Raw genomic sequence first — 21,647 nt, 5'->3', positions numbered from 1 at the left:
GATCAGCGAAGGGAAACGCATGGAGCTCGGCAGTCAGATCAAACGGCATCGGACGGATCGGGGACTCTCGCAAGACGACCTCGCCGCGAAAATCTACGTTTCGCGCCAGACCGTCTCAAGCTGGGAGAACGACAAGACCTATCCCGATGTGGAAAGCCTGCTGCTGCTCAGCGTTCTCTTCGACGTAACCGTCGACGAACTGATCAAAGGAGACGTGGAAGCCATGAAAGAAGCAATCGCGAACGACTACAAGAAGATGGTCGCCCTCAGCTGGGGAGGTTTGGCCATCGCGATCGTGGGGGCTGTAGCCGCCATCGCCGGCATAACCCGATGGGATTGGGGCGTCGTGCCGTCCGCCATCATCGGCCTTTTGGTATGGGGCATCGGCATGGCGATGCTCATGCGCGTGGAGCGCATCAAGAAGCAGAACGACCTGGTTACCTACCGCGAGCTCGTAGCGTACTCGAAGGGCGAGCCCATCGACCGCAACAACCCGCGCAGCCGCCGCGCCCGCCAGCATCGCACCCTCAGAGGCGTCGTGCTTTTCCTGGCCTCCGCCGCCGTCGGCGGCCTGGCCGGCTACTTCGGGTACATGTACGGCATCTTCGGGTAAACCCTTCGCGAACGATTCCTGCGACCCCGCGCTCTCGCGACCGACGCCCCCGTGCCGTCTCTCGTAAGAGCGCGGCAGGGGACGAGGTCGCCGCCCCGCTTCCTGTCGTCGGAGCCGCGAAGCAGGGAATGCAACCCCTTCTGCAACTTTTTCGACTTTGTGGCAAATGGGGTGGAACCTGACCAGGGATTTCTCCCGGCGCTGCTGCAGCCTTCCGCCGCCGCGCTTCCCTGCAACCTCAAAACGCCTGATGAGGATGTTGACTTCGGAAACGCGCCTGCCATAAAGTCGAAAAAGTTGCAGAAGGGACACCGAATCCCGCTTTCGGCGGGGATCCAGCGCCGGGGCGCAACGGGCGGGCTGCTGCGCCGCGACGACCGGGCAGCGGCGAGATGGGCGCGATCCGCGCTCCGGATTTCGATTCTGGGCGCAAAACGGCACCTATGACAAAATCACAGCCCCCGACCTACCCTTGCGACCGAAGCAGGGAAACGCCACCTGGCCTTTCCCTGCTTCGGTCGGAGATTCGGGACGAGATCGGCATGCAAAATTGTCACGGGTGCCGTTTCGCGCCCACAAACGATCGGCGGGCCACGCCGCGCCCTCGTCGTCCCGCCCACAACCAGTCGGACGGAGCGTGCCGCGTCCCCGCAACGGAGGCGCGGCACGCACGCTATCGGGCGGTTACTTCTGGGGCGTCGGGGCCTTCGTCTGCACCTTTTCGCCCTTGTCGACGGCGGAGCGACCGCCGTGGTTGAAGCCGGTGCGGATGACGCCCTGGGTGTTGCCGGTGACGAACTTCGCCTTGTTCAGCGTGTCCATCTCCTTCTTCATGTCCTCGACCAGCTTGATAGCCAGCTGCATCGAGAAGTCGGCGCGCGCCACGACGCGCTGGACGGTGGTGTCCTGCATGTCGGCCGGCATCGGGTACGCCGGCACCAGCCAGCCGCTCATGCGCAGGCGGTCGGACAGGTCGTACAGCGACCACTCCACGCCGGCGTCGTCCTTCAAGCCCCAGCACACGATGGGGATATGCGACGCGTCCTCGTAGATCTCGAAGACGCCCATCTCCTTGAGCTCGGCGGCCAGGTAGCGCGCCACGTCGAGCGTGCGCTCCTGGATCTCCTTGAAGCCCTCGAAGCCGTTGCGCATCAGCACGTAGTACTGGCCCACGATCTGCGACGCGGAGCGCGAGAAGTTGATGGCCATCGTGGCCTCCTCGCCGCCCAGGTAGCTCACCCAGAAGATCAGGTCCTCGGGCAGCGCCTCCTTGCTGCGCCACACCACCCAGCCGATGCCGGGGTACACGAGGCCGTACTTGTGGCCGGAGCAGTTGATGGACCACACGTTCTTCAACTGGAAGTCCCATACCAGGTCGGGCTCGACGAACGGGGCGAACATGCCACCCGACGCGCCGTCCACGTGAATGCGGATCGGCAGCTTCGGATGCTGCTGGTTGTACGCTTCCACCAGCTCATCGAGCTTCTGCACGTCGTCGAACTTGCCGGTATACGTGATGCCCAGGATGGCCGCGATGCCGATGGTGTGGTCGTCCACGTAGTCCATGACCGTGTCCATGTTCAGCGACAGGTGGTCCTTCTCAAGCGGCACGAGGCGCATCTCGATGTCCCAGTAGCGGCAGAACTTTTCCCAGCACACCTGGTAGCCCGCGGAAATCACCAGGTTGGGGCGCTGCGCCGTGTAGATGTCGATGCCCGCGTCCTTCGCCAGCTTCTTCCAGCGGAACAGCATGCCCAGGCCGCCCAGCATGCACGCCTCGGACGAGCCGACGGTGGACGTGCCCATGGGCTCCTCGGCCGGGTCGGCATGCCACAGGTTGCCGATCATGGCGACGCAGCGGTTCTCGAGGTCGGCCGTCATGGGGTACTCGTCCTTGTCGATGGCGTTCTTCTCCATCGTCTCGGCCATGATCTTCGTGGCCATGGGCTCCATGTACGTCTGGCAGAACGTGGTGAGGTTCTGCGTGGCGTTGCCCTCGATGGACAGGTATTCCTTGATCATCTCGTACGTGATGCGCGGCTCGACCGGCTTATCGTTCATCTTGAGGCGCGGCATGGCCACGTCGGACGCCTCGGAGCCGAAGATGGGGGTGCTGTACTTGGTGCCCTCGTCCATGCCGTCGAGAATCTTGCTGGTAGCTGTCTGTTCCTTCATGAAAACCTCCTACAGGTCGTCTTGCACGTCTCCATGCATGTCGTCTTGAACGCTAGTGCTTGGGCTGGGACTCGTCGGCGGAATCGCGCTCATGATCCTCCGAGTCCTCGTCGGGAATGTCGCACGGGTACGGCATGGGGTTCTGCGGCGTCGCAACGCCGCAGGCCGGGGGCTGCTCGTCCGCGCGCTCCTCGCCCACCGTCGGCTCAGCCGCGGGCGTGCGCAGCGGGTCGATGGTGTCCTGCGTTTCCTTCGCATCCACCGGGATGGGACCCGGCGGTCGGCTGGTCACGCTGACCACCACGCTGGAAATGCCGTGCGCCACGCGCTCGCTCAACCCGCCGCCGGCAACCGCGCCGCTGGCCCCGGCCGACCGCGGGGTGCCCGCAGCATCGCGCGGGCCGCCTATCGTGTCGCGCGCTTTCGTGCGCTTGTTGATGGGGCCCGACGACCCGGCGTCGGTGCGCGCGTGGGCGCCCTGCGCGGGAGCCGCCGGACGCGCCGGCATCCCGGAAGCCGTCGTCGGAGCCGCCACGGCGGCCACCGCCGCAGGCGTGCCGCCCTTCGGCGCCCAACGATGCCGCAGCCCGTAGATGATGAACGGGATGGCCACCGATATCACGAACGCCACGCCGAGCGTCGCCTGGTACACCATGTTCGACTGCGCGTCGAGGTTCGACGACGGGAAGAACGAGATGATCAGTGTGGCCACGGTCATGATCAGGCCCACGCCGGCCACGATGGCCTTGAACGGCGTGCCGCCCGGCAGCTGGAACGAGCGCTGCAGGTTCTTCTTCTTGAAGATCAGGTAGAAGTACCCGAGGAAGAACAGCACGTAGCCCACAAGGTAGATGACCACCGTCAGGCCGATGGCCGTCAGGTAGCCCACCGACGAGCTGGACCCGCCGGACAGCGCGATGGACCCGCATAGCACCGCGTCCCACACCGTCACGATGGCGGCCTGGATGACCACGGTCTTCACCGACACGCCGTGCTTGTTCACCTTCTTGAACGACGGCGGCAGGATGCCGTCGTGCGCCGTGTCGAGCAGCGCGCGCGACGGGCCCACGATCCAGGCCGAGATCTCGGCCAGCACGCCCAGCGCCAGCAGCAGCGCCACCGCGAACACGATCCAGCTCATGGACGGCCCGATGTGCTGCACGAAGATGGCGCGGAACGCCTCGATCACGCCGAACGACAGGTTGCCGTCCAGCACCGTCGCCGGCAGCGTCGTGGCCACGGCCAAGCCGCCCACGGCGTCGAGCGCAATGGTGAGGATGGCCAGCACGATCATGGCCAGCGGGTAGTTGCGGTTCGGGTTCTTCAGCTCGTTCACGTGCGACGCGGACGCCTCGACGCCCATGTACGCCAGGATGAACGACGCGAAGATGACGAGCGTGTCAACCTTGCTGAAGTCGGGCACGAACGTGCCCACGTCCATGGTGATCTGCGACGCGCCGCCCGTGGCGAAGTAGTAGATCAACCCCACCAGCAGCACGAGCACGGGCAGCAGGATGCCGCCCACGAAGCCCACCTTCGAGATGCGCGCCGTGTACTTCGTGCCGCCCAGCTGAGTGAGCGTCAGCAGCCACACGATAGCGGCCACGCCGAAGAACATCACCAGCGGGTTGTTGTACAGCGCATCCCACCTGAACACGTACGCCAGGGCCGCCAGGATGAAGAACGCCATAGTGACGAATCCCACGGTGATCTGGAACCACTGGAAGAACAGCGCGGCGAAGCCCCACCGCCTGCCCAGCGTGTTGCCGACCCAGGCGAAGATGCCGCCCGATTCCCATCCTTTCACCGTGGCCATCTCGGCCGCGCACAGCGCGACCGGCAAGAACCATAGAACGCCGCCGATGATCAGGAAGAACACCAGCTGGAAGCCCGATGATGCAAACGACGGGTACTCGTACACCGTCATCACCATGGAAGCCGTGATGGCGAAGAATCCGAAGAACGTCAACGTGCGCTTGAACGTCGGACGGCTCACCTGGCCGATAGGACCCGCGTCAGCCGAAGACGCTTCTGGGGTATGACGAGCATCGCTCATGCCGCCTCAACTCCTTTCCTCACCTATGGACGCGACGTCGCGCCGCTCGCAACAGCAGCGGCGCGACGTCGCGCTCGAACGTTTGTTAAGAACGTTCTACCAGAAGGCGGGGAACGCAAAACGGCGACGGGAGGGCGTTCACCCTCCCGTCGCCGAAATGTGAGTTGCTAGATTACTGGGCCGGACGCTCAGCCCTGAGCCTTGGACGCCTTGGATGCCTTGGCGTACACGTCGATGGCGTCCTGCAGGATGTCGGATGCGAATTTGCGCACGTCGTAGCCCTCGGAAATGGCGGCCACCGCCGCACCGTCCACCACGGTGCCCACCATGCGCGGCGGCATGTCGATTTCCGCCCGCGCGAGAATGCGCTCGATGGCGGCGTCGAGCGAGACGCGGCCTTTCTGGTAGGCCTCGGTCACCACGTCCGATTCGGCCGCGGCGATCAGCTGCGCATAGTGTGCCGAAGGCACCACCGACTCGTCCGGCAGGCAGGCGCGAATGAGCAGGTCCACCACGTGACGGCGGCACTCCTCGGGCTCCAGCCCCTCCGCGGCGGACGCGGCCTTCTCGGCGCGCTCGGCCCACAGCTGGATGTTGTACCGGCCGGCCTCGTGCAGCAGCTGCGTCACGGAGTCGAAGTAGTACCCCACCGACGACGAGGCCGCACCGGCCCACTTCGCCACCTTGCGATACGTCACGGCTTTCGGCCCCTGTTCGCGCAGCAGCGCCGCCGCGGCAAGCACGAGCGACGTGCGCGTGATCTGAGCCTTCAAAGACTTCGGCGTCTGCGATGTTTCGGCCATACGTCCTCCATCGTACGGGCGGCGCGAATGCGCCGTCTCATGAGCGAACGCCGCCCGGACCGGCAGGTCTGGACGGCGCCCGTTTGTATCCGCAATCTACCGCTTCGTGCACGGTATCGTCGTTGCAGGCCGCAGGGCCTTACACTTCAGACAGATCCTTACCCGTATGCTCATGCGATAGTATCATCGCCACCAGCGCGATACAAGACACGCCGACCATGTACCAGGCAGGCGCGAGATTGGAGCCGGTAGCGGCAATCAACGCGGTCGAGATGAACGAGGCCGAACCGCCGAACAGGGCGTTCGCCAAGTTGAACGACAGAGCGAACCCGGTGTAGCGCACCGCAGTCGGGAACGTCTCGGTCAGGTAGCTGGACAGCGTACCGTCGTTGATGGTAAGCGCCAGGCACATGACCAGCTCAACCGCCAGCACGGTGAAGAACGCGCCCGTGTTCAGCAGCATGAACGACGGCACCGTCAACACGATGAACGACACGCATGCGATGATGAGCATCTTCTTGCGCCCGAACTTGTCGGACAGATGCCCCATGCCGAAGATGAACGCCACGTACGCGACCAAGCAGATAGTGGTGATCAGCGACGATTCGTTCGCCGGCATCATGACCACCGTCTCCAAGTACACCGGCAGGTACGTGAGCACCACGTAGAAGCCCACCGCATTCAGCATGGCGGCGCCGAAGGAGATGATGAGCTCCCTCGAGTGATGGCGGAACAGGTCGCGAATCGGGTGGTTGGAGTCGTCGCTCTTCGTGATAGCCGCCTGCATCTCCTGGTAGGTCGGCGAATCCTCGAGCTTGGTACGGATGTAGTGAGCGATGAGGCCCAGCGGTCCGGCCAGCAGGAACGGAATGCGCCAGCCCCACTCGTTCACGGCTGCGTCAGGCAGGATCGTGTACATGACGGTGGCGAACGTCGAACCCACCAGCAGGCCCACGGCCGTCGAAGCCGGCACGAGCGAGCAGTACACGCCGCGCTTGTTCGTGGGTGCGTACTCCGCCAGGAAGGTGGCGGCGCCGGCGTACTCGCCGGAAGCCGAGAAGCCCTGGATCATGCGGAGCAACAGCAGCAAGATGGGCGCAGCGAGGCCGATGGCCAGGTAGCCCGGCAGCAGGCCGATGCAGAACGTCGCACCGGTCATCAGGAAGATGGACGTGGACAGGGCCCACTTGCGGCCCTTCTTGTCACCCATGCTTCCCCAGAAGATGGCGCCGATCGGGCGCAGCAGGAACGAAAGCGCGAATACCGCGAACGTCTGCATGAGCGCCAGGGCGGGGTCGTCGCCAGGGAAGAACACGTTTGCGATGACCACCGCGAAGTACGAATAGGTTGCGTAGTCGAACCATTCGATGAAGTTCCCAAGGAACGATGAAACGGCTACTTTTCTGATAGTGGAACTTTGGTCGTTAGATCCCATGGTAATCCCCTAAGAAATTAGCAGCTTCGTTAAAAGTACACGCAAGCTGTCGGCGTATTTGGTGCTCCAAAGAAGCCCCCTTTAATAGTCGGGAAACGCCTTAACCTGAGGTTATCATACCGCATAAAAAGCAATAAAAGGTAAACCTGTAACCTTTCGTTCATGTTTTAACCGGTGAACAACCTGCCCGCCAAAAGGCGTGGAGCCCGTTTTGCAGCAAACGGGCTCCACCTAAAACGCCTTATGAAACGCATGGTTCGTCGTGCTTACTGCGTTCTCATCGACAGGCTGGCAGGCAACCCGGAGGTTCCGGTCGCACGCGTGGGCGATCAGTAATCCTCGAGCAGGTCCACCTGGGCCTTGCTTGCACGCATGATGAAGTTGCGCTTGGCCTTCTGACCGCCCTCCGCCAGCTTGCGCAGGATGACGCGCTTCAGGCGCGGGTAGTCGTTCATGCCGTACCAGGCGAACGCCGTGCCGCCCGTGTACGCCTCAACGATGCTGTGCACGGGAACGTTGACGTCGCGCTTGGCGTCCAACTCCAGATACTCCCGGATCTCCGTGGCGCACAGGTCGCGGATGACCTCGGAGCTGATCTCCAGGTCGTGCGCCAGCTGGTTCAGCTGGTAGTCGACCTCGGCCTCGTCGGCATGCGGGAAGTACGTCACGTCGTAGGTGACGGCGTTCAAACCCGACGCCTTCGCGAACTGGAGCATCGTCTCCAGCGACATCATCTGCACGTGCTCTTCGGTGCGCTCGGCGATGTCGAGCTCAGCCGCGAATCCCTGCAAACCCTGCTGCGCGAAGGCAGCATGCAGTTCTTCCTCGTTCTTAGCAGCCTCGAATTCCACCTCAGTAGCGATGTGTGTCAGATTCTTCGTAACCTTCATATGCCACACGCTCCTCTCAAATGTATCGCGGAACTACTTCAGTTTTTCCTTGGCTTCCTCTTCCGCCAGCTTGGCAGCGAGGTTCTCGCGGATCTCAACTTCTTGCTTGTGCTTGCGACCGGCAACCATGCCCTTCACGGACGGGATAGCGCCGCCGCCGATGATGAGGATGGCACCCAATGCCGTGTTGATGGTGAACGGCTCGCCGAAGACGACCAGGCCGATGAACAGCGCGACGGGAACTTCCCAGTAAGCGATGGTGCCGTAGTCAGCAGCCGGCAGGTTGCGGCCGGCGACCAGCAGGAAGCCCAGAGCGATGGGGCCGCAGATGATCCACAGCAGCACCGCGCCGATCCAGTTGAACGTGGTGAAGTGCACGTTGAGCGCCCAGTTCTCCATGCCAGGGGTGGCACCGAGGGAGTTCAGGACGATGGTGATAACACCGGCGCCCAGGACGGCGAAGATGAAGTTCCACACGCCACGAGCCGTGGTGTCGGCGTCCTTGCGGTAGCCGTTGAAGAACATCGAAGCACCGTAGAAGAAGCCGGAAGCGATGCCGAAGGCGTCGCCGATGCCCTTCATCGGGAACTCGGGGGTCGAAGGCACGAGGTTGAAGTCGAGGCCGAACACCTGGCCGCCCACGCCGAAGCCGAGCAGGCCCTCGCCGAACAACATACCGATGAACACCGCCGCCAAGCAAATCCACTGCAGAGGCGACATCGGTTCCTTACGGAAGATGCGGGCCAACAGCACGCAGATAACGGGGCCGATGTAGATGAACAGCACCGCGTTCGACACGGTGGTCAGCAGCGTGGACGTCACGTAGCAGGCCAGCGACATGCCGATCATCAAGCCGCCCAGCGCGATAGCCGGCGTCAGCTTGAGCTTCTTGAACACGTGCACCTTGTGCGTCGCAACGAGCAACACGACAAAGAACAGCACGCCCATGCCCATGCGGCCAACGGCCATCAGGGCGCCGATGCTGTCGCCTGCGTTGAAGCCCGCCGCACCGTCGAACATGTCGGTACGCGTGGCCCAGCGGCTGAACAGGGGAACCAAGCCCATGCCCGTCGCCGAGATCAACATGGCAATGGTGCCCAGGTTCAGCTTCATTTCGTAGCCGCCGGAGCCGTCCACGTCCTTGCCGACCTTAAGGTCTTTGTTATTGTCTGCCATTGGTCCTCCTTAAACCAGTAGCAAAAAAGATATGCCCCACCTAAGCCCCCTGGTGAGGGGCCTTTGTCATGCAAGATCGAATGCGAAACTCGGATACGGACCGTTGCGTCTTACCTTTGATCCTACATGACCGAACTTTGTTGTGCGTGATTGTCGAGTTTAGGAATGAAAAAGGGGACCCGGAATGCTGTGCAAACCGAATCCCCTTTCTTTTACGAAGTGACGATGCCTGTCGGTGACAAGTAGGTCAAGCTACGCGCTTAGTCGTTCCACATCTCGGGATGGATGAGGGTCGGGTCGGCGACGCGGTTCGGGAAGTAGTCGAGGCACTCGCCCTCGCGGAACACGTCGGCCGTGGAGCAGTGCAGGCCGCCGCCGAAGGGGTAGGCGTCGCGCAGGTCGCAGGGGATGACGTTCATGCCGAGCTTGTCCATCTGCTCCTGCTGGTGCACCTCGGAGGCCTCCACGATGACGGTCTTCGGGTCGAGGACCAGGCAGTTCATGGACAGCCAGACGGAGCTGTAGCACAGCGCCGGCGGCTCGGTGTGGGCCGGCTGGGCGGCGTCGACGATCTGCCAGTCGTTGGCCTCGAAGATCGCGCGCTGCTCCTCGGGCAGGTGGCGCTGCGGGTTGTTGATGATCAGGCCCGGGCGCAGCGGCACGAAGGTCGCGTCGATGTGGATCGGGTAGGGGTCGCCGGGGAAGTTCACGGCGTGGACGCGCAGCTCGGGGTAGTAGCGCTGGAACCACTCCATGGCGGTGCGGTTGGTGGTCAGGCCGTGCTGGATGAACAGGTCCTTGCCCATGCGCATCACGTCGGCGGCGTCCCACATCGGCTCGACCTCGGTCGTGACGAAGTCCTTGTTGGCCGTGCGGACCAGGCGGTCCTCAAGGGAGATCTTCTCGTCGTAGTAGTTGTGCTTGTAGGAGGCGTCCGTCAAGCGGGGGCGGGGGGCCTGGGTCCACTTGAACTCGGGGTCCTCGTCGAAGTACTGCTTCATGAGCGGCCAGTAGGCCAGGTACTCGAAGTAGCGGCAGCGGAAGGAGTTGGCCGACGCCATGATCTCGTTGCCGATGGTGAGCAGGATGTCGCGGGGCGGCATGCAGGTCATCATGGAGTCGTTGCGGAAGTCCGGCGTGCCGATGGCCTGGTTCCACTGCAAAGGCGTCGGGCGGTCGACGACCACGCCGCGGTCCTCGAGGATCTTCACGAGGTTGTCGAGGCACTCGTTGCCGCGCTCGACGGTGGCCGTCGGGCGGGGGCCCCACATGCCGCGCATCTCGGAGTCGACGGGCACCTTCTCGGAGGTCGCGGGCTCCTCGGGCGGGATCATCGAGTAGTCGCAGCGGCCCACGATCACGCGCTTCAGCGGGTCCCAGTCGTTCCAAGAGCTGACTATCTTCGCCATGACAGTCTCCTTTCTCCGGCAACGCTCCCTGCGCTGCCTATTGGATGGCACAACTACAAACTGCAGCTTTGCTGGAGAGAGAGCCGCGGCTTTTGAGCCCGCCGTGGCAAGTCTTTCCAGATTTGCCGATGAGCCAGTTATACCATCTTTTTTGTTCATCTGCAACATGAAATTACGTGGACATTTGAGCAAAACGAATAAGCAAATTGTTCAAATGCACAAAAATGTTGAGTGGCGAGGTTTTCGACTTTATGCAGTTTTTAGCCCGATATTGGATATTATCCGCAATTGATTCCCTCGTTCTGTATAACGATGGAAACAAACGGAAAAGTCATGCACGGAGCGTCTCGAACATGAGTGCGCAACCGAACATATGACATGCACAACCAACTGCACAAGTTCTCCGTCAGGAAATTTTCTTACAATAATTTGTCATCGAAACTTGACCATTCCCACCCCCGCGAACGAATGTTTCACGTGAAACATTCGGACGGATCAGAGCTGTGCGGAGGCAGACGCCTTTTCCGCGCGCTTGTCGCGATACATGTTCTCGTCCGCGCAATGCAAAAGCGCATCGTAATCCGTGCCGTCGTCGGGGAAGAGCGCGACGCCGATGCCGGCGGTGAGGGAGCGCACGGCCTCGTCCAACGCAATGGGCTTGCCGATCGTCATGCGAAGATCGGTCACGAGCGCGTCCACGTCGTCCGGCCCCACATCGCGCCGCGCCACCACGAATTCGTCGCCACCCATGCGCACGATGGCGTCGGCATCGTCGAACGCGGCGCGCAGGCGATCCGCCATGTGTACGAGCAACCGGTCGCCTTGTCGATGGCCCAAGGTGTCGTTGACCTCTTTGAACCCGTTGAGATCGAGATAGCAGACAGCGAAACTCCTGCTCTCATCGGCGCACCAGCGCTCAAGCTCTTCCGCAAGCCACCGGCGATTGTGCAAACCGGTAAGCTCGTCGGACGTGGCCAGCGTATGCAGCACGTGGCGCTTGATCTGCATCTGGCGGACGACGATGGCCAGCAGCAGGCTCATGGCCAAGCCAAACAAACCGGTGGCGAGCAGCATGTTGCGATCGAGCCAGCCGTCTTTCGGCACCAGCCGCAGCGTCCAGTCGTGGTTCGGCACGCTCACGCCGTATTCGACCGCATCGTTCCCAGGCGGCACCTGCGAAGACGCGATGGAAAGCCGCTCGCCCGCGTCGGAGGAGGTATACAGCTCGTAGTTGTAGCCCGCTTCCTCTAAGTCGGACAAATCGATGGGATCGAGCGCTTGCGGCAGGTCGAGCACGACCACCACGAACCCCCAGAACGCCTCGTTGTCGCCTTCGCCAAAGAACACCGGGTTGCGTGCGACAAGACCCAGACCTCCCTGGAGCAGCTCGTAGGGGCCGGAAAGCGTGATCTGCCTCGTCTCGACGGCCAGCAGCGCATCCTCACGGCGTTCGGGGTTGTCGAATACGCTCGTGTTGAGCGTCGCCTCGTTTCCCTCGCGTGGATAGACGTACGTCACCACGCCCTCGGGCAGGTATTGGATGGCGCGAACGCCCGTCCCCTCGTTCAGCGATATGGCCAAGCTGGTGAAGGTGTCTTCCGACAACGAACCGCCCTCGGCGATGATCATGGCCTCGAGCACGTCGGTTTTATGGAACAAGCTGGTGAGCACCGACTCGATGCGCGCGCTGTATACCTGATCGGTATGGAGCGCGTCCTCTTTGCGGCGCGTCACGTCGTCCCACGCGAAATACGCTACGACGCAGATGACCAGCGCCGTGCAGATAGCGAAGGTGGCAGGGTGCAACGGCAGCATCCGCTTGCACGATTGCTCGCGTCCCCTTCGCGCCACGTCATCCCCTCCCACACCCCTGCCGTCATGAAAGGTAAGGGTAACACATCTCGCGAGCGAAAGGACCAGCCCGCAGCTCGCGCGTCATCCGTCCCTTTCGGCGGCTTCGGAATCCTCGGCGAGGAGGAGGTCGAACATCTCCTGGCGGCCATGCACGTTCAACTTGGTATATATATGTGAGATGTGCGTTTTCACCGTGCCCTCGGACAGCACCAGCTCCTCGCTGATGAACGCGCGCGAGCGGCCCTGGGCCAGCATCATGAACACTTCCGTCTCGCGCGGCGACAGGCCCGCCCGCTCGGCAATCTCGCCGCGCCGATCGACGACCAGCTCGGGAGGCGCTGCGGGACGCTCCTCTCCCCCGCCGCGATCGATCAGCCAGATGACAAGCATGACCAGCACGAACGCAACCAACAGCACAGCGGCGTTGCTCATCACGCCCAGGCTGAAGAACCACGCCACCCAGATGATGGAAACCGCGTCGTAGAACCCCGTCGACAGGCCCACCACGCGAAACCTCGACGCGCCTCCCAAGCGGATGGCGGTGACGACCAGCGTCCAGAACAGCGCGTGGGCGAGCGCCTCCACCGCGGTGATGAACACTTCGGCGGCGGCCGAGACGATCCCCTGCGAAGACGGCGTGAGCGCCGATACGAAAAACGCGATGAGCACCACGAGGAACGCGGGCATGAACCTGCGGTTGAGGTGGATCTTCGTGCGCTTGGCCAACACGACGTAGGACAGGCCCACCAGCACGGCGATCATGCTGATCGTTCCGACGACGATGGGCATGGCTCCCATGAACTGGTTGAGCGGGTCGCCGAAGAATCCGAGCGGCGTCAGCACGCGCGTGGTTGCCACGGCCAGCGCGGCCGCGAGAATCTGCGGGGCCACGTAGCGATACGAGGCCGGCGCGTCGGGCGCGGGTACCCACTCGTCAAGGTCCGTGCGCGTGCGCGGGCCGCGCTCCCCCGCCTCCGCCAGGGCAGCGATGGCGAACGGCAGCACGATGGCGAGTCCCACCTGCGCAGCCTCGGAAAGCGCGCCGGTGAACACCTGCACGAGCGCCGTCTTCAGGGCGAGGCTTGCCACGATGCCTCCGATGGCGCACGACATGCTCTGCGTCTCCGCCAGGATGCCGCAGAACAGGAAGGTGAACCACGCATAGCCCGCGCCCGCGACGATGATGCCCAGCAGGGCGATCACCTCGGGCTGGAAAAAGGCCTGCTGAGCGGCGACGGCAAAAGCCATGGTGCCGAACGAGGCGGCCAAGGGCATGCAGAAGAACAGGATGCGCCTCGAGCGCTCGAAGGCGCGCGGGAACGCCGCCATGGCAGCCGACAAAAGCAGCAGCCCCACCAGCCAGTAGATTCTCATGTTGCCGAGGCCCACCAGCCCCGAATACGACTGCGCGAACCCTGCCGAATGGCCGAACAGGTCGGCCCACGCGGCCAGCAGGGCCCAGCCCACGGCGATGCACCACGCGGTGCGGTAGTGTTTGATGGCGCTTAACACCGATCCCTCCCAACAGCTTCGGACGCCCCATCATACACCGGCCGACAACCGGCGCACCATCGTCCGTTTTGGGGATGCGCCTCATCAGCCTAAATCTGCCGTTTCGCCGATAGGCAAGGCGCGAGCGAACGGCGATGATCGGGCCGTAGTTGTTCCACCATACGCAAGGAGGGGTTATGAGCACCAGAGAGAACATAATCGCGGGTCCGGCGCAGACGCGCCGCGGGTTCGTGAAAACCGCCGGCATTGCGCTTGCGGGCGCGGCCGCCATGGGGCTGGCCGGATGCGCGCCGTCGGGCGGCACGGACACAGCCGCAAGCGCCGCCGACACCGGCGCGTGGGACGAGGAGTTCGACGTCATCGTGGTGGGCGGCGGCATCGCGGGACACGCCGCGGCGCTGACCGTCGCGACCGAGGGAAAAGGAGCGACGTGCCTGCTCATCGAGAAGGGCGCAACGCCGAGCGGCAACAGCCCGTTCTGCAAGGGCGACGCCATCTGGACGAAGGAGCCCGACGTTTTCGCCTCCTACCTCAAGGAGCTGGCGCACGGCACCACGCCCGACGACGTGCTGGAAGCCTATGCGCAGGGGCTCGGCTGGGTGTACGACTGGGTCATCGAGATGGGCGCCAACAAGGACGAGATGAGCATCACCGAGCCCACGTCCGACCCCGAGGAACGCAACGCCGAATACCACGAGCTTGAGAATTCGTACGCGTTCGGGTACTTCGCCATCGGCAAGAGCAAGGACGTGGAGGTCAAGGGACCCAACCATGTGCAGGTGTTCCTCGAAGAGGCGGTTGCCCAGCACGGCGACGTGGTGGAATACCGCACCGGCACGCCGCTGGTCGACCTCGTGCAGGACGCCGAAACCGGCGCCGTTACGGGCATCGTCGCGGGCGAGAAGGACCGGAAGCGCATCCGCGCGAAGCGCGGCGTCATCATGTGCCTGGGCGGGTTCGAGCACAATCCCGAGATGATGCAGAACTACCTCGGCCAAGGCGCGGCCGTCCCCGCCGCCGGATCGCTGAACACCGGCGACGGCCATCGCATCTGCGCGCAGATCGGCGCGGATTTCTGGCACATGAACAACGTCGCCGGATTCTGGATGGCCGGACGCGACCTCGAGAATACCGCGTACACGAACCCGCCCATCTTCAAGCCCGCGCCCAAGGGCTTCGGCATCACCGTGGGCACCAACGGCCGCCGCTTCTACATGGATTGGGACGGCTACAACGTGCGCGAGAAGTACCCGTACCTGTCCGACATGAGCATGCACGTGGGCTCGCGCCACGGCCACATGCAGTTCGGCGGCGAATGGCCGCACTTGCCCATGCCGTCGAAGGCGTGGTTCGTGTTCGACGCCGACGGTTTGGCGCAGGGCGCTATCCCGCCGTCGGAGTCGGGCGAAACGCCCGACGAGAAGGGGTACGCGTACGCGGCCGACACCATCGAGGAGCTTGCCGCGTTGATGGAAGTGCCGGTCGACGAGCTGGTGACCACGGTCGATCAGTGGAACGAGTGCTGCGAAAACGGCAAGGACATCTTCTTCCACCGCCCCGAAAGCACGCTCGTGCCCGTGAAGACCCCGCCGTTCTACGCGCAGCTGTGCGCGCCGTCGTTCCTCAACACCGACGGCGGCCCCGTGCGCGCTGCCAACGGCGCGATTCTCGACTACGACGGCAATCCCATCCCCGGCCTGTACTCCGCCGGCGAGTTCGGCTCCATCTGGGGCCACTACTACGAGGGCGGCGGCAACGTGGCCGAGTGCCTCGTGTTCGGCCGCATCTCGGCGCAGAGCGCCATCGCAGCGGCGGCCGAATAGGCCCAGGGGCGCCCGGCGGGCCGCACCCTCCCCTTTCGCCAGGCGCCCCATGCGCCCCCCCCCCCCCCCGAAAGCCGTGGCCCCCGAAAGCGACGCTTTCGGGGGCCGGCTTGCTGTTGCAGAACGAATGTTTCACGTGAAACACTCGGCGAACGCGAAACGGGCCCCTCGATGAGGGGCCCGTCGGGATGAGCGAGGTGCAGCCGGGTACGAGGAGCGCCCTCCCTCAGTAGTACCGGTAGTAGGCGGCGCAGCTGCCTTCGCTGGACACCATGCAGGGGCCCACGGGGTTCTCGGGGGTGCACACCGTACGGAACAGCGGGCACTCGTTGGGGGCCATGATGCCGCGCAGGACGTCGCCGCAGCGGCAGCCTTTCGGATCCTGCGTGGGCTCGATGTCGGGCTGGAAGCGGCGCACGGCGTCGAACTGCGCGAACTCTTCGCGGATGCGGTAGCCCGAGCCGGGAATCTCGCCCAGGCCGCGCCACAGCGCGGTGCACGTCTCGAACACCTCGTCGATGGCGGCCAGCGCCACGGGGTTGCCCTCGGGCATGACGCCGCGCGCGTAGGCGATCTCGATCTCGGAGCGGCCCTCGTGCAGCTGGCGCATGATCATGGCGATGCCCTGCAGCACGTCGACCGGCTCGAACCCGGTGATGACGCCGGGGATGCCGTACTTCTCGGCCAGGAACTGGTAGGGCTTGGCGCCGATGATGGTGCTCACGTGGCCGGGCAGGATGAGCGCGTCCACCTTGAGCTTCGGGTCGTTGATGATGGCTTCCAGCGCGCCGGGCATGTTCTTGTGAGCGCCGAACACGCTGAAGTTCTTGAGGCCGGCCGCGGCCGCGCGCTTGATGGACATGGCCACGAGCGGCGTGGTGGTCTCGAAGCCCACGCCCACGAACACGATTTCGCGCTGGGGGTTCTGCTCGGCCAGCGTGAGCGCATCGAGCGGCGAGTACACGATCTGCACGCTGCGGCCCGCCGCCTGCTCGGCCAGCAGGCTGGACGTGGAGCCCGGCACGCGCGTCATGTCGCCGAACGTGGCGATGGTGACGTTCGGGACGCGGGCGAGCGCGATGACCGTGTCGATGTCCCTGTTCGAGGTCACGCACACGGGGCAGCCCGGGCCGGACGCGAGGCGCGTGCCCTCGGGCATGAGGTTGCGGATGCCGTTGCGCGCGATGGCGACAGTGTGGGTGCCGCACACCTCCATGAGCGTGGCGCCGCCTTCGGGCGACAGCTTCGCGATGGACTCGATGAGGCCGCGCGCGAGCTGCGGGTCTTTGAACGCCGCCAGTTCGGAGGCCATCGTGGCCGCGTCCACCGTGCGCGCGATATGCGACGCGGTGGCGGGCGCGTCGGCGGTGCCCATCACAGCACCTCGCCGAGGGGGATATCGTCACCCGCCAGCTCGGGGAACTGCTTGATGAGGTCGATGGTCTCCTGAGCGTAGTCGGGATCCACCACCTCGATGGAGAACCCGGCGTGCACGAGCACGAAATCGCCGACGTTCGCCTGGGGCGTGAGGTCGATGGAGATGTCGCGCGTGACGCCGAGGATATCCACCGTAGCCAGGTGGTTGTCCTTCATCTCGGTTACTTTTGCAGGTATGGCTAAGCACATGGCTGTTCTCCTTCTTCGTTGTTCGAGGCCCATGCTACCACAGCTTGGCCGAAGGAAATGCAGCCGTCGTTGGGCGGTAGGTCGCGGTTGACGGCCACCGTGAAGCCGGCGGCCTCGAGCGCGGCCAGCGCATGCTCGAGCAGGTAGCGGTTCATGAACACGCCGCCGGACAGCGCGAGCGTGTCGATATCGTACAAGCTGCGCACAAGCTCGGCCGCCGTGACGATGGCCTGCACGAACGCATCGTGGAAGCGGCGTGCGATGACGCCGACGGGCACGCCGGCTGCCAGGTCGTCGAGGAGCGCGGCGAACACTGGCGCCGCGTCGAACAGCACGACCGAGGTGTCCTGCGCCGTGCTGGTGGAGGTTGCGGTGTTTTTGAGCACCCCTATTTCGTAGGCGCCTTCACCCGTTGCGCCGCGCGCGGCATCCGCCGGATCGTCGATGGCCGCTTCCAGCAGGATGGCCGGCTCCCCCTCGTAGGTGGGCTCCACGCAGATGCCCAGCAGCGCGCTGGCCGCGTCGAACAGGCGACCGACGGACGAGGTCATGGGCGTGTTGATGCCGCGGTCGATCATCTGCTCGCACACGGCCGCCTGCTCGCCGAGCGCGCCCAGCGCGTCGGCGGCCCCGGGATGTTCCAGCAGGTCGAACGCCCACAGCACGCCGTAGGCCATGCGCAGCGGATGCTTCACCGCCGCCGCGCCGCCCGGCATGGGCACGTAGGCGAAGTTCGCGAACCGCTCGAACGCGGACAGGTTGCTGAGCAGCACCTCGCCGCCCCAGATGGCCCCGTCCACGCCGTAGCCCGTGCCGTCGAACGCGATGCCGCACACGGGGCCGGTCAGGCCGTGCTCCCCCATCACCGACACGACGTGCGCGTGGTGGTGCTGCACCTCGGTCACGGGAAGGCTCTGCTCGTGCGCCCACTTCGACGTGAGGTACTCGGGATGCAGGTCGCAGGCGATGCACGCGGGCTCGATCTCGAACAGCGTCTCGTAGCGATCCTTGGCCTGGAGCCATGCGTCGTAGGTCTCGGCGTTCTCGAGGTCGCCGATGTGCTGCGAGACGAACGCCTCGGCGTCGCGCGTGAGCGCGAACGTGTTCTTCTGCTCGGGGCCGGTGGCGAAGAGGGAGCTCGCGGCGCAGGCGCCCTCGTGCGGCGGCATCGCCAGCGGCAGCGGCGCGTATCCTCGGGCCCGGCGGATGAACTGGACCGCTTCGCCGGCGCTGCCCGCCTCGATGACGCGCACCACCGAATCGTCGTAGCGGGCGCGGATGGCGCGGTTGTGGCCGAGGAACGCGTCGGCCACGCCGAACAGCTTCGCGTAGGCATCCTCGTCGTCGATGACGATGGGCTCGTCATGGATGTTGCCCGACGTCATCACCAGCATCCCGGCACCGCCGGTCTCCACGAAGTCGTGGAGCAGCAGGTGCTGGATGGGCGTGTAGGGCAGCATGACGCCCAGCTCGGGCAGCGCGTCGGCCAACCCGGGAGCGAACGCGGCGTCGGCGCGCTTGCGCAACAACACGATGGGGCGCTGCGTGGCCGCGAGGATGCCCTCCTCCGCTTCGTTCACCTCGCAGAAGCGGCGCACGTCCGCCACGTCGCCCATCATCACCGCGAACGCCTTGCCCTCGCGACGCTTGCGCGCGCGCAGCAGCGCCACGGCCTGGGGGTTCGACGCATCGCACACCAGATGGAAGCCGCCCAACCCCTTCACGGCCAGGATCTTCCCGTCCAGCAGCAACTCGACGGCGCGCGCCAGGATGGCGTCGCTCTCCTCGCGCGTGGCGCCCCACGTCATCGGACCGAGCGGCGCGTCGATGGCGCCGCCCTCGTGCTCGCACCAGCTGATGTGCGGCCCGCATTCGAAGCACGCGTCGGGCTGCGCGTGAAAGCGGCGGTCGAGCGGGTCGCCGTACTCGCGCGCGCAGCGCTCGCACATGGGGAATTCCTTCATCGACGTGCTCTTGCGGTCGTAGGGCAGCTTCTCGATGATGGTGAAGCGCGGCCCGCAGTTCGTGCAGTTGATGAACGGGTAGCGATAGCGCCGATCGTTCGGGTTGAACAGCTCGCGAGCGCAATCGTCGCAGGTGGCGAGGTCGGGCGATACCAGCGTGGTCTTCTCCACCGCGCCCGCGTCGGAGAAGCGGATCTCGAACGAGTCGAAGTCCTCGAGCGGCACCTCCTTGAGCGTCACCTCCTCCACGCGCGAGGCGGCCGGCGGGTTCTCGGACAGCTCGATGACGAACTCGTCGAGCAGCTTCGTCTCGGCTTCGGCGTGGATGAACACGCCGTCGGTGGCGTTGAGCACCCAGCCGTCGATCAGGTACTTCTTCGCCAGCCGATAGACGAAGGGGCGGAACCCGACGCCCTGCACGATGCCTTTGACCTGAATATCGAGCGCTTCCTTCATATGCACGCCTCCGCGTTGTACCGTTGCCAGTGTCGTCGTCAATCTACGAGGGCGGCTCAACGGCCGCCCTCGGGGTATAGCATTATCGTGTCGCGCCGTCGTCCATTACGCCGACGGGGCTTCCATCGTTTCCAGGATGCCGCAGATCACTTCGGCAAGCTTGCGCAACGTGACGCCCGAGTTGTCAGGCAGGTGCAGATGCACCACGCGACGGCCGCGCTCGGCCAGCGTCACGAGGTCGCCCGAGGCCTGCGCCTTCGCCAACGAGCCCAGGCTTTCGGCCTCGTCCTTCAGCGGGATGTCCTTCAGCTCGTCGGCCGACAGGATGAGGAACACGCCGCAGTTCGGGCCGCCCTTGTGCAGCTGCCCGGTGGAATGCAGGTAGCGCGGGCCCACTTCGAGGCAGGATACCACGCCGCGCTTCTCGGCCACGCCGTGGCGGATGGTTTCCAGCGCCTCGCGTCGGCCCTCGCCCGTGAACGGCAGGAACGCGTTGAGCGCGAAGAAATCGCCCGGCTGGATGCTGCCCAGCAACGCGCGCAGCGCACCGCGCGTGTCGGTGCAATCCTTGAAGCACGGGGACAGGCGCACTTCGACCTCGCCCATGTGGACGTCGTCGATGAAATCCTGGATGAAATCGGGCTCGGGCTGGCCTTCTTTGAGGATGTCAAGCACCACGGCCTTCGCCGATGCCACGTCGGGCTGGTCGAAGGGGCAGAGCTTCATGAGGTAGCCGCACATGGCGATGGCGTATTCCCACATCACGAAGTGCTCGGCAAGCTCTTCCACCGAATCGATCTTGTAGTTGGCGCGCGGGATGGCCGGGTCGATGTAGGACAGGCTCATCTCGAAGTTGCGGCGCTCGTCCCACAGGTCGGTGCGCGTGAGGTACATGATGACGCTGCGGTCGCCCGGGTCCTTCGTCAGCAGCAGCGAGTCGATCTCGATGTTCGGCAGGATGCCCTGGCCGTCCTTGCCCAGGCTCTCGGCCACCAGCTGCTCGATCCACAGGCCCAGCACGCGGCCGCGCTTCGGCGTGAGGAACGTGAACTTGTTGCGGCCCTGCAGATAGTTGTCGTACAGGAACGACGCCAGGCCGATGGCCGGGTTGTCGATGGCATCCTCGCTGCACTGGCGCTCGGCGTCGATGGCGTGCGCCATGAACTCTTCGAGGTCGATGCCCACGAGCGCTGCCGGCAGCAGGCCGAACACGGAAAGCGCCGAGAAGCGCCCGCCCACCGTGGGCTCGCCGGAGAACACCGCGGCCCAGCCCTCTTCGCGCGCCTGGCGCTCCAGCATGGAGCCGGGGTCGGTGATGGCCACGAGGTGCTGCACGAGCTCCTCTTCGCTGATGCGGTCGGCCACCGCGTCGCGCACGGCGCGCAGGGCGAGGCGCGGCTCGATGGTGCCGCCGCTCTTCGAGGAGATCACGAACAGGGTCGTCTCGGGCTTCGCCTCGGCCAGGATGGCGCGCACGCGCACGGGCGAGTCGGAGTCGAGCGTTTTGAACGTGATCTTCGACGAGTCGGGCTTGTTGTATTTGGTGATGGTCATGGGTGCCTGCGTGGAGCCGCCCTGGCCGATGAGGACGACCGTTTTCAGCCCTTGGGCGATGATCGAGTCGGCGAAGTCTTGGATATCACGCAGGGAGTACGGCGGATTGCTGGCAAGATCCGTCCATCCCATGTACTGCTCGGAGCAGGAACGCGCTTCGTCGGAGAAGCCGTACAGGCTCGCATCCTTGTCATGGATGCGGCTGGCAACGCAGTCCTTCACGAGTATTTTCGCGGAAGGATACAGTTTTTCTACATCACCGGATAGCATACAACCTTCTTTCAGCGTAATTCCCTTCATT

Annotated in this window: 15 protein-coding genes; 2 read left to right on the top strand and 13 right to left on the bottom strand. The window is 64.5% G+C overall.

From position 1 onward, the window contains the following. Positions 1-19: 19 nt before the first annotated feature. Positions 20-613 carry a helix-turn-helix transcriptional regulator gene (locus tag GS424_RS00820; RefSeq protein ID WP_160942177.1) on the top strand — a complete coding sequence of 198 codons (594 nt, stop codon included), beginning with the start codon at positions 20-22 and terminating at the stop codon, positions 611-613. Positions 614-1,297: 684 nt separating this feature from the next. On the opposite strand, the gene gad is transcribed toward GS424_RS00820, so the two are convergent. The 9 genes from gad to GS424_RS00775 all read right to left on the bottom strand — a co-directional run bounded on the left by gad (position 1,298) and on the right by GS424_RS00775 (position 13,923). Further along, a complete protein-coding gene (gene gad / locus GS424_RS00815; RefSeq protein WP_160942178.1) occupies positions 1,298-2,788 on the bottom strand; it encodes a glutamate decarboxylase in 1,491 nt (496 codons plus the stop codon). A gap of 52 nt (positions 2,789-2,840) precedes the next feature. Continuing rightward, positions 2,841-4,844: an amino acid permease gene (locus GS424_RS00810; protein ID WP_244977629.1), complete on the bottom strand. Its 2,004-nt coding sequence runs from the start codon at positions 4,842-4,844 to the stop codon at positions 2,841-2,843. Positions 4,845-5,032: 188 nt separating this feature from the next. Then, entirely contained in the window at positions 5,033-5,647 is a 615-nt protein-coding gene (locus tag GS424_RS00805; RefSeq protein WP_160942179.1) for a TetR/AcrR family transcriptional regulator, read from the bottom strand. Between the two features lie 139 nt (positions 5,648-5,786). Then, positions 5,787-7,082: an MFS transporter gene (locus tag GS424_RS00800; RefSeq protein WP_160942180.1), complete on the bottom strand. Its 1,296-nt coding sequence runs from the start codon at positions 7,080-7,082 to the stop codon at positions 5,787-5,789. A gap of 329 nt (positions 7,083-7,411) precedes the next feature. After that, complete coding sequence (locus GS424_RS00795) at positions 7,412-7,972, bottom strand: hypothetical protein (protein WP_160942181.1); 561 nt, start codon at positions 7,970-7,972, stop codon at positions 7,412-7,414. 33 nt (positions 7,973-8,005) lie between these two features. Continuing rightward, the gene (locus tag GS424_RS00790) at positions 8,006-9,148 is read right to left on the bottom strand and encodes a DMT family transporter (protein WP_160942182.1); all 1,143 of its coding nucleotides are present in this window, start codon (positions 9,146-9,148) and stop codon (positions 8,006-8,008) included. A 260-nt stretch (positions 9,149-9,408) separates the two neighbouring features. Beyond that, positions 9,409-10,557: a serine/threonine protein kinase gene (locus GS424_RS00785; RefSeq protein ID WP_160943707.1), complete on the bottom strand. Its 1,149-nt coding sequence runs from the start codon at positions 10,555-10,557 to the stop codon at positions 9,409-9,411. A gap of 495 nt (positions 10,558-11,052) precedes the next feature. Continuing rightward, complete coding sequence (locus tag GS424_RS00780; protein WP_160940704.1) at positions 11,053-12,408, bottom strand: diguanylate cyclase domain-containing protein; 1,356 nt, start codon at positions 12,406-12,408, stop codon at positions 11,053-11,055. A gap of 84 nt (positions 12,409-12,492) precedes the next feature. Further along, on the bottom strand, positions 12,493-13,923 hold the full coding sequence (locus GS424_RS00775) for a helix-turn-helix transcriptional regulator (protein ID WP_160940705.1): 1,431 nt from the start codon (positions 13,921-13,923) through the stop codon (positions 12,493-12,495). A 176-nt stretch (positions 13,924-14,099) separates the two neighbouring features. Between GS424_RS00775 and GS424_RS00770 the strand changes: the two genes are divergently transcribed. Next, entirely contained in the window at positions 14,100-15,746 is a 1,647-nt protein-coding gene (locus tag GS424_RS00770; protein ID WP_160940706.1) for an FAD-dependent oxidoreductase, read from the top strand. A 226-nt stretch (positions 15,747-15,972) separates the two neighbouring features. Here the strand turns inward: GS424_RS00770 and hypD are convergent, their stop codons facing one another. The 4 genes from hypD to GS424_RS00750 all read right to left on the bottom strand — a co-directional run bounded on the left by hypD (position 15,973) and on the right by GS424_RS00750 (position 21,616). Beyond that, a complete protein-coding gene (gene hypD / locus GS424_RS00765; protein ID WP_160941070.1) occupies positions 15,973-17,058 on the bottom strand; it encodes a hydrogenase formation protein HypD in 1,086 nt (361 codons plus the stop codon). A gap of 62 nt (positions 17,059-17,120) precedes the next feature. Beyond that, positions 17,121-17,372, bottom strand: a complete 252-nt coding sequence (locus GS424_RS00760; RefSeq protein WP_154332736.1) for a HypC/HybG/HupF family hydrogenase formation chaperone — start codon at positions 17,370-17,372, stop codon at positions 17,121-17,123. Further along, the gene (gene hypF, locus GS424_RS00755; RefSeq protein ID WP_160940707.1) at positions 17,363-19,792 is read right to left on the bottom strand and encodes a carbamoyltransferase HypF; all 2,430 of its coding nucleotides are present in this window, start codon (positions 19,790-19,792) and stop codon (positions 17,363-17,365) included. Before hypF ends, GS424_RS00760 begins: the two co-directional genes overlap by 10 nt. Before the next feature lie 105 nt (positions 19,793-19,897). Then, positions 19,898-21,616 (bottom strand): glucose-6-phosphate isomerase, encoded by a 1,719-nt coding sequence (locus tag GS424_RS00750; protein WP_154332734.1) that lies wholly within the window; start codon positions 21,614-21,616, stop codon positions 19,898-19,900. Positions 21,617-21,647 lie beyond the last annotated feature (31 nt).

Source organism: Eggerthella guodeyinii (assembly GCF_009834925.2).
In the GTDB taxonomy this organism is placed as follows: Bacteria; Actinomycetota; Coriobacteriia; order Coriobacteriales; family Eggerthellaceae; genus Eggerthella; species Eggerthella guodeyinii.
The sequence above is the reverse complement of the archived record's forward strand: the minus strand, read 5'-3'. Positions and strand labels throughout refer to the sequence as shown.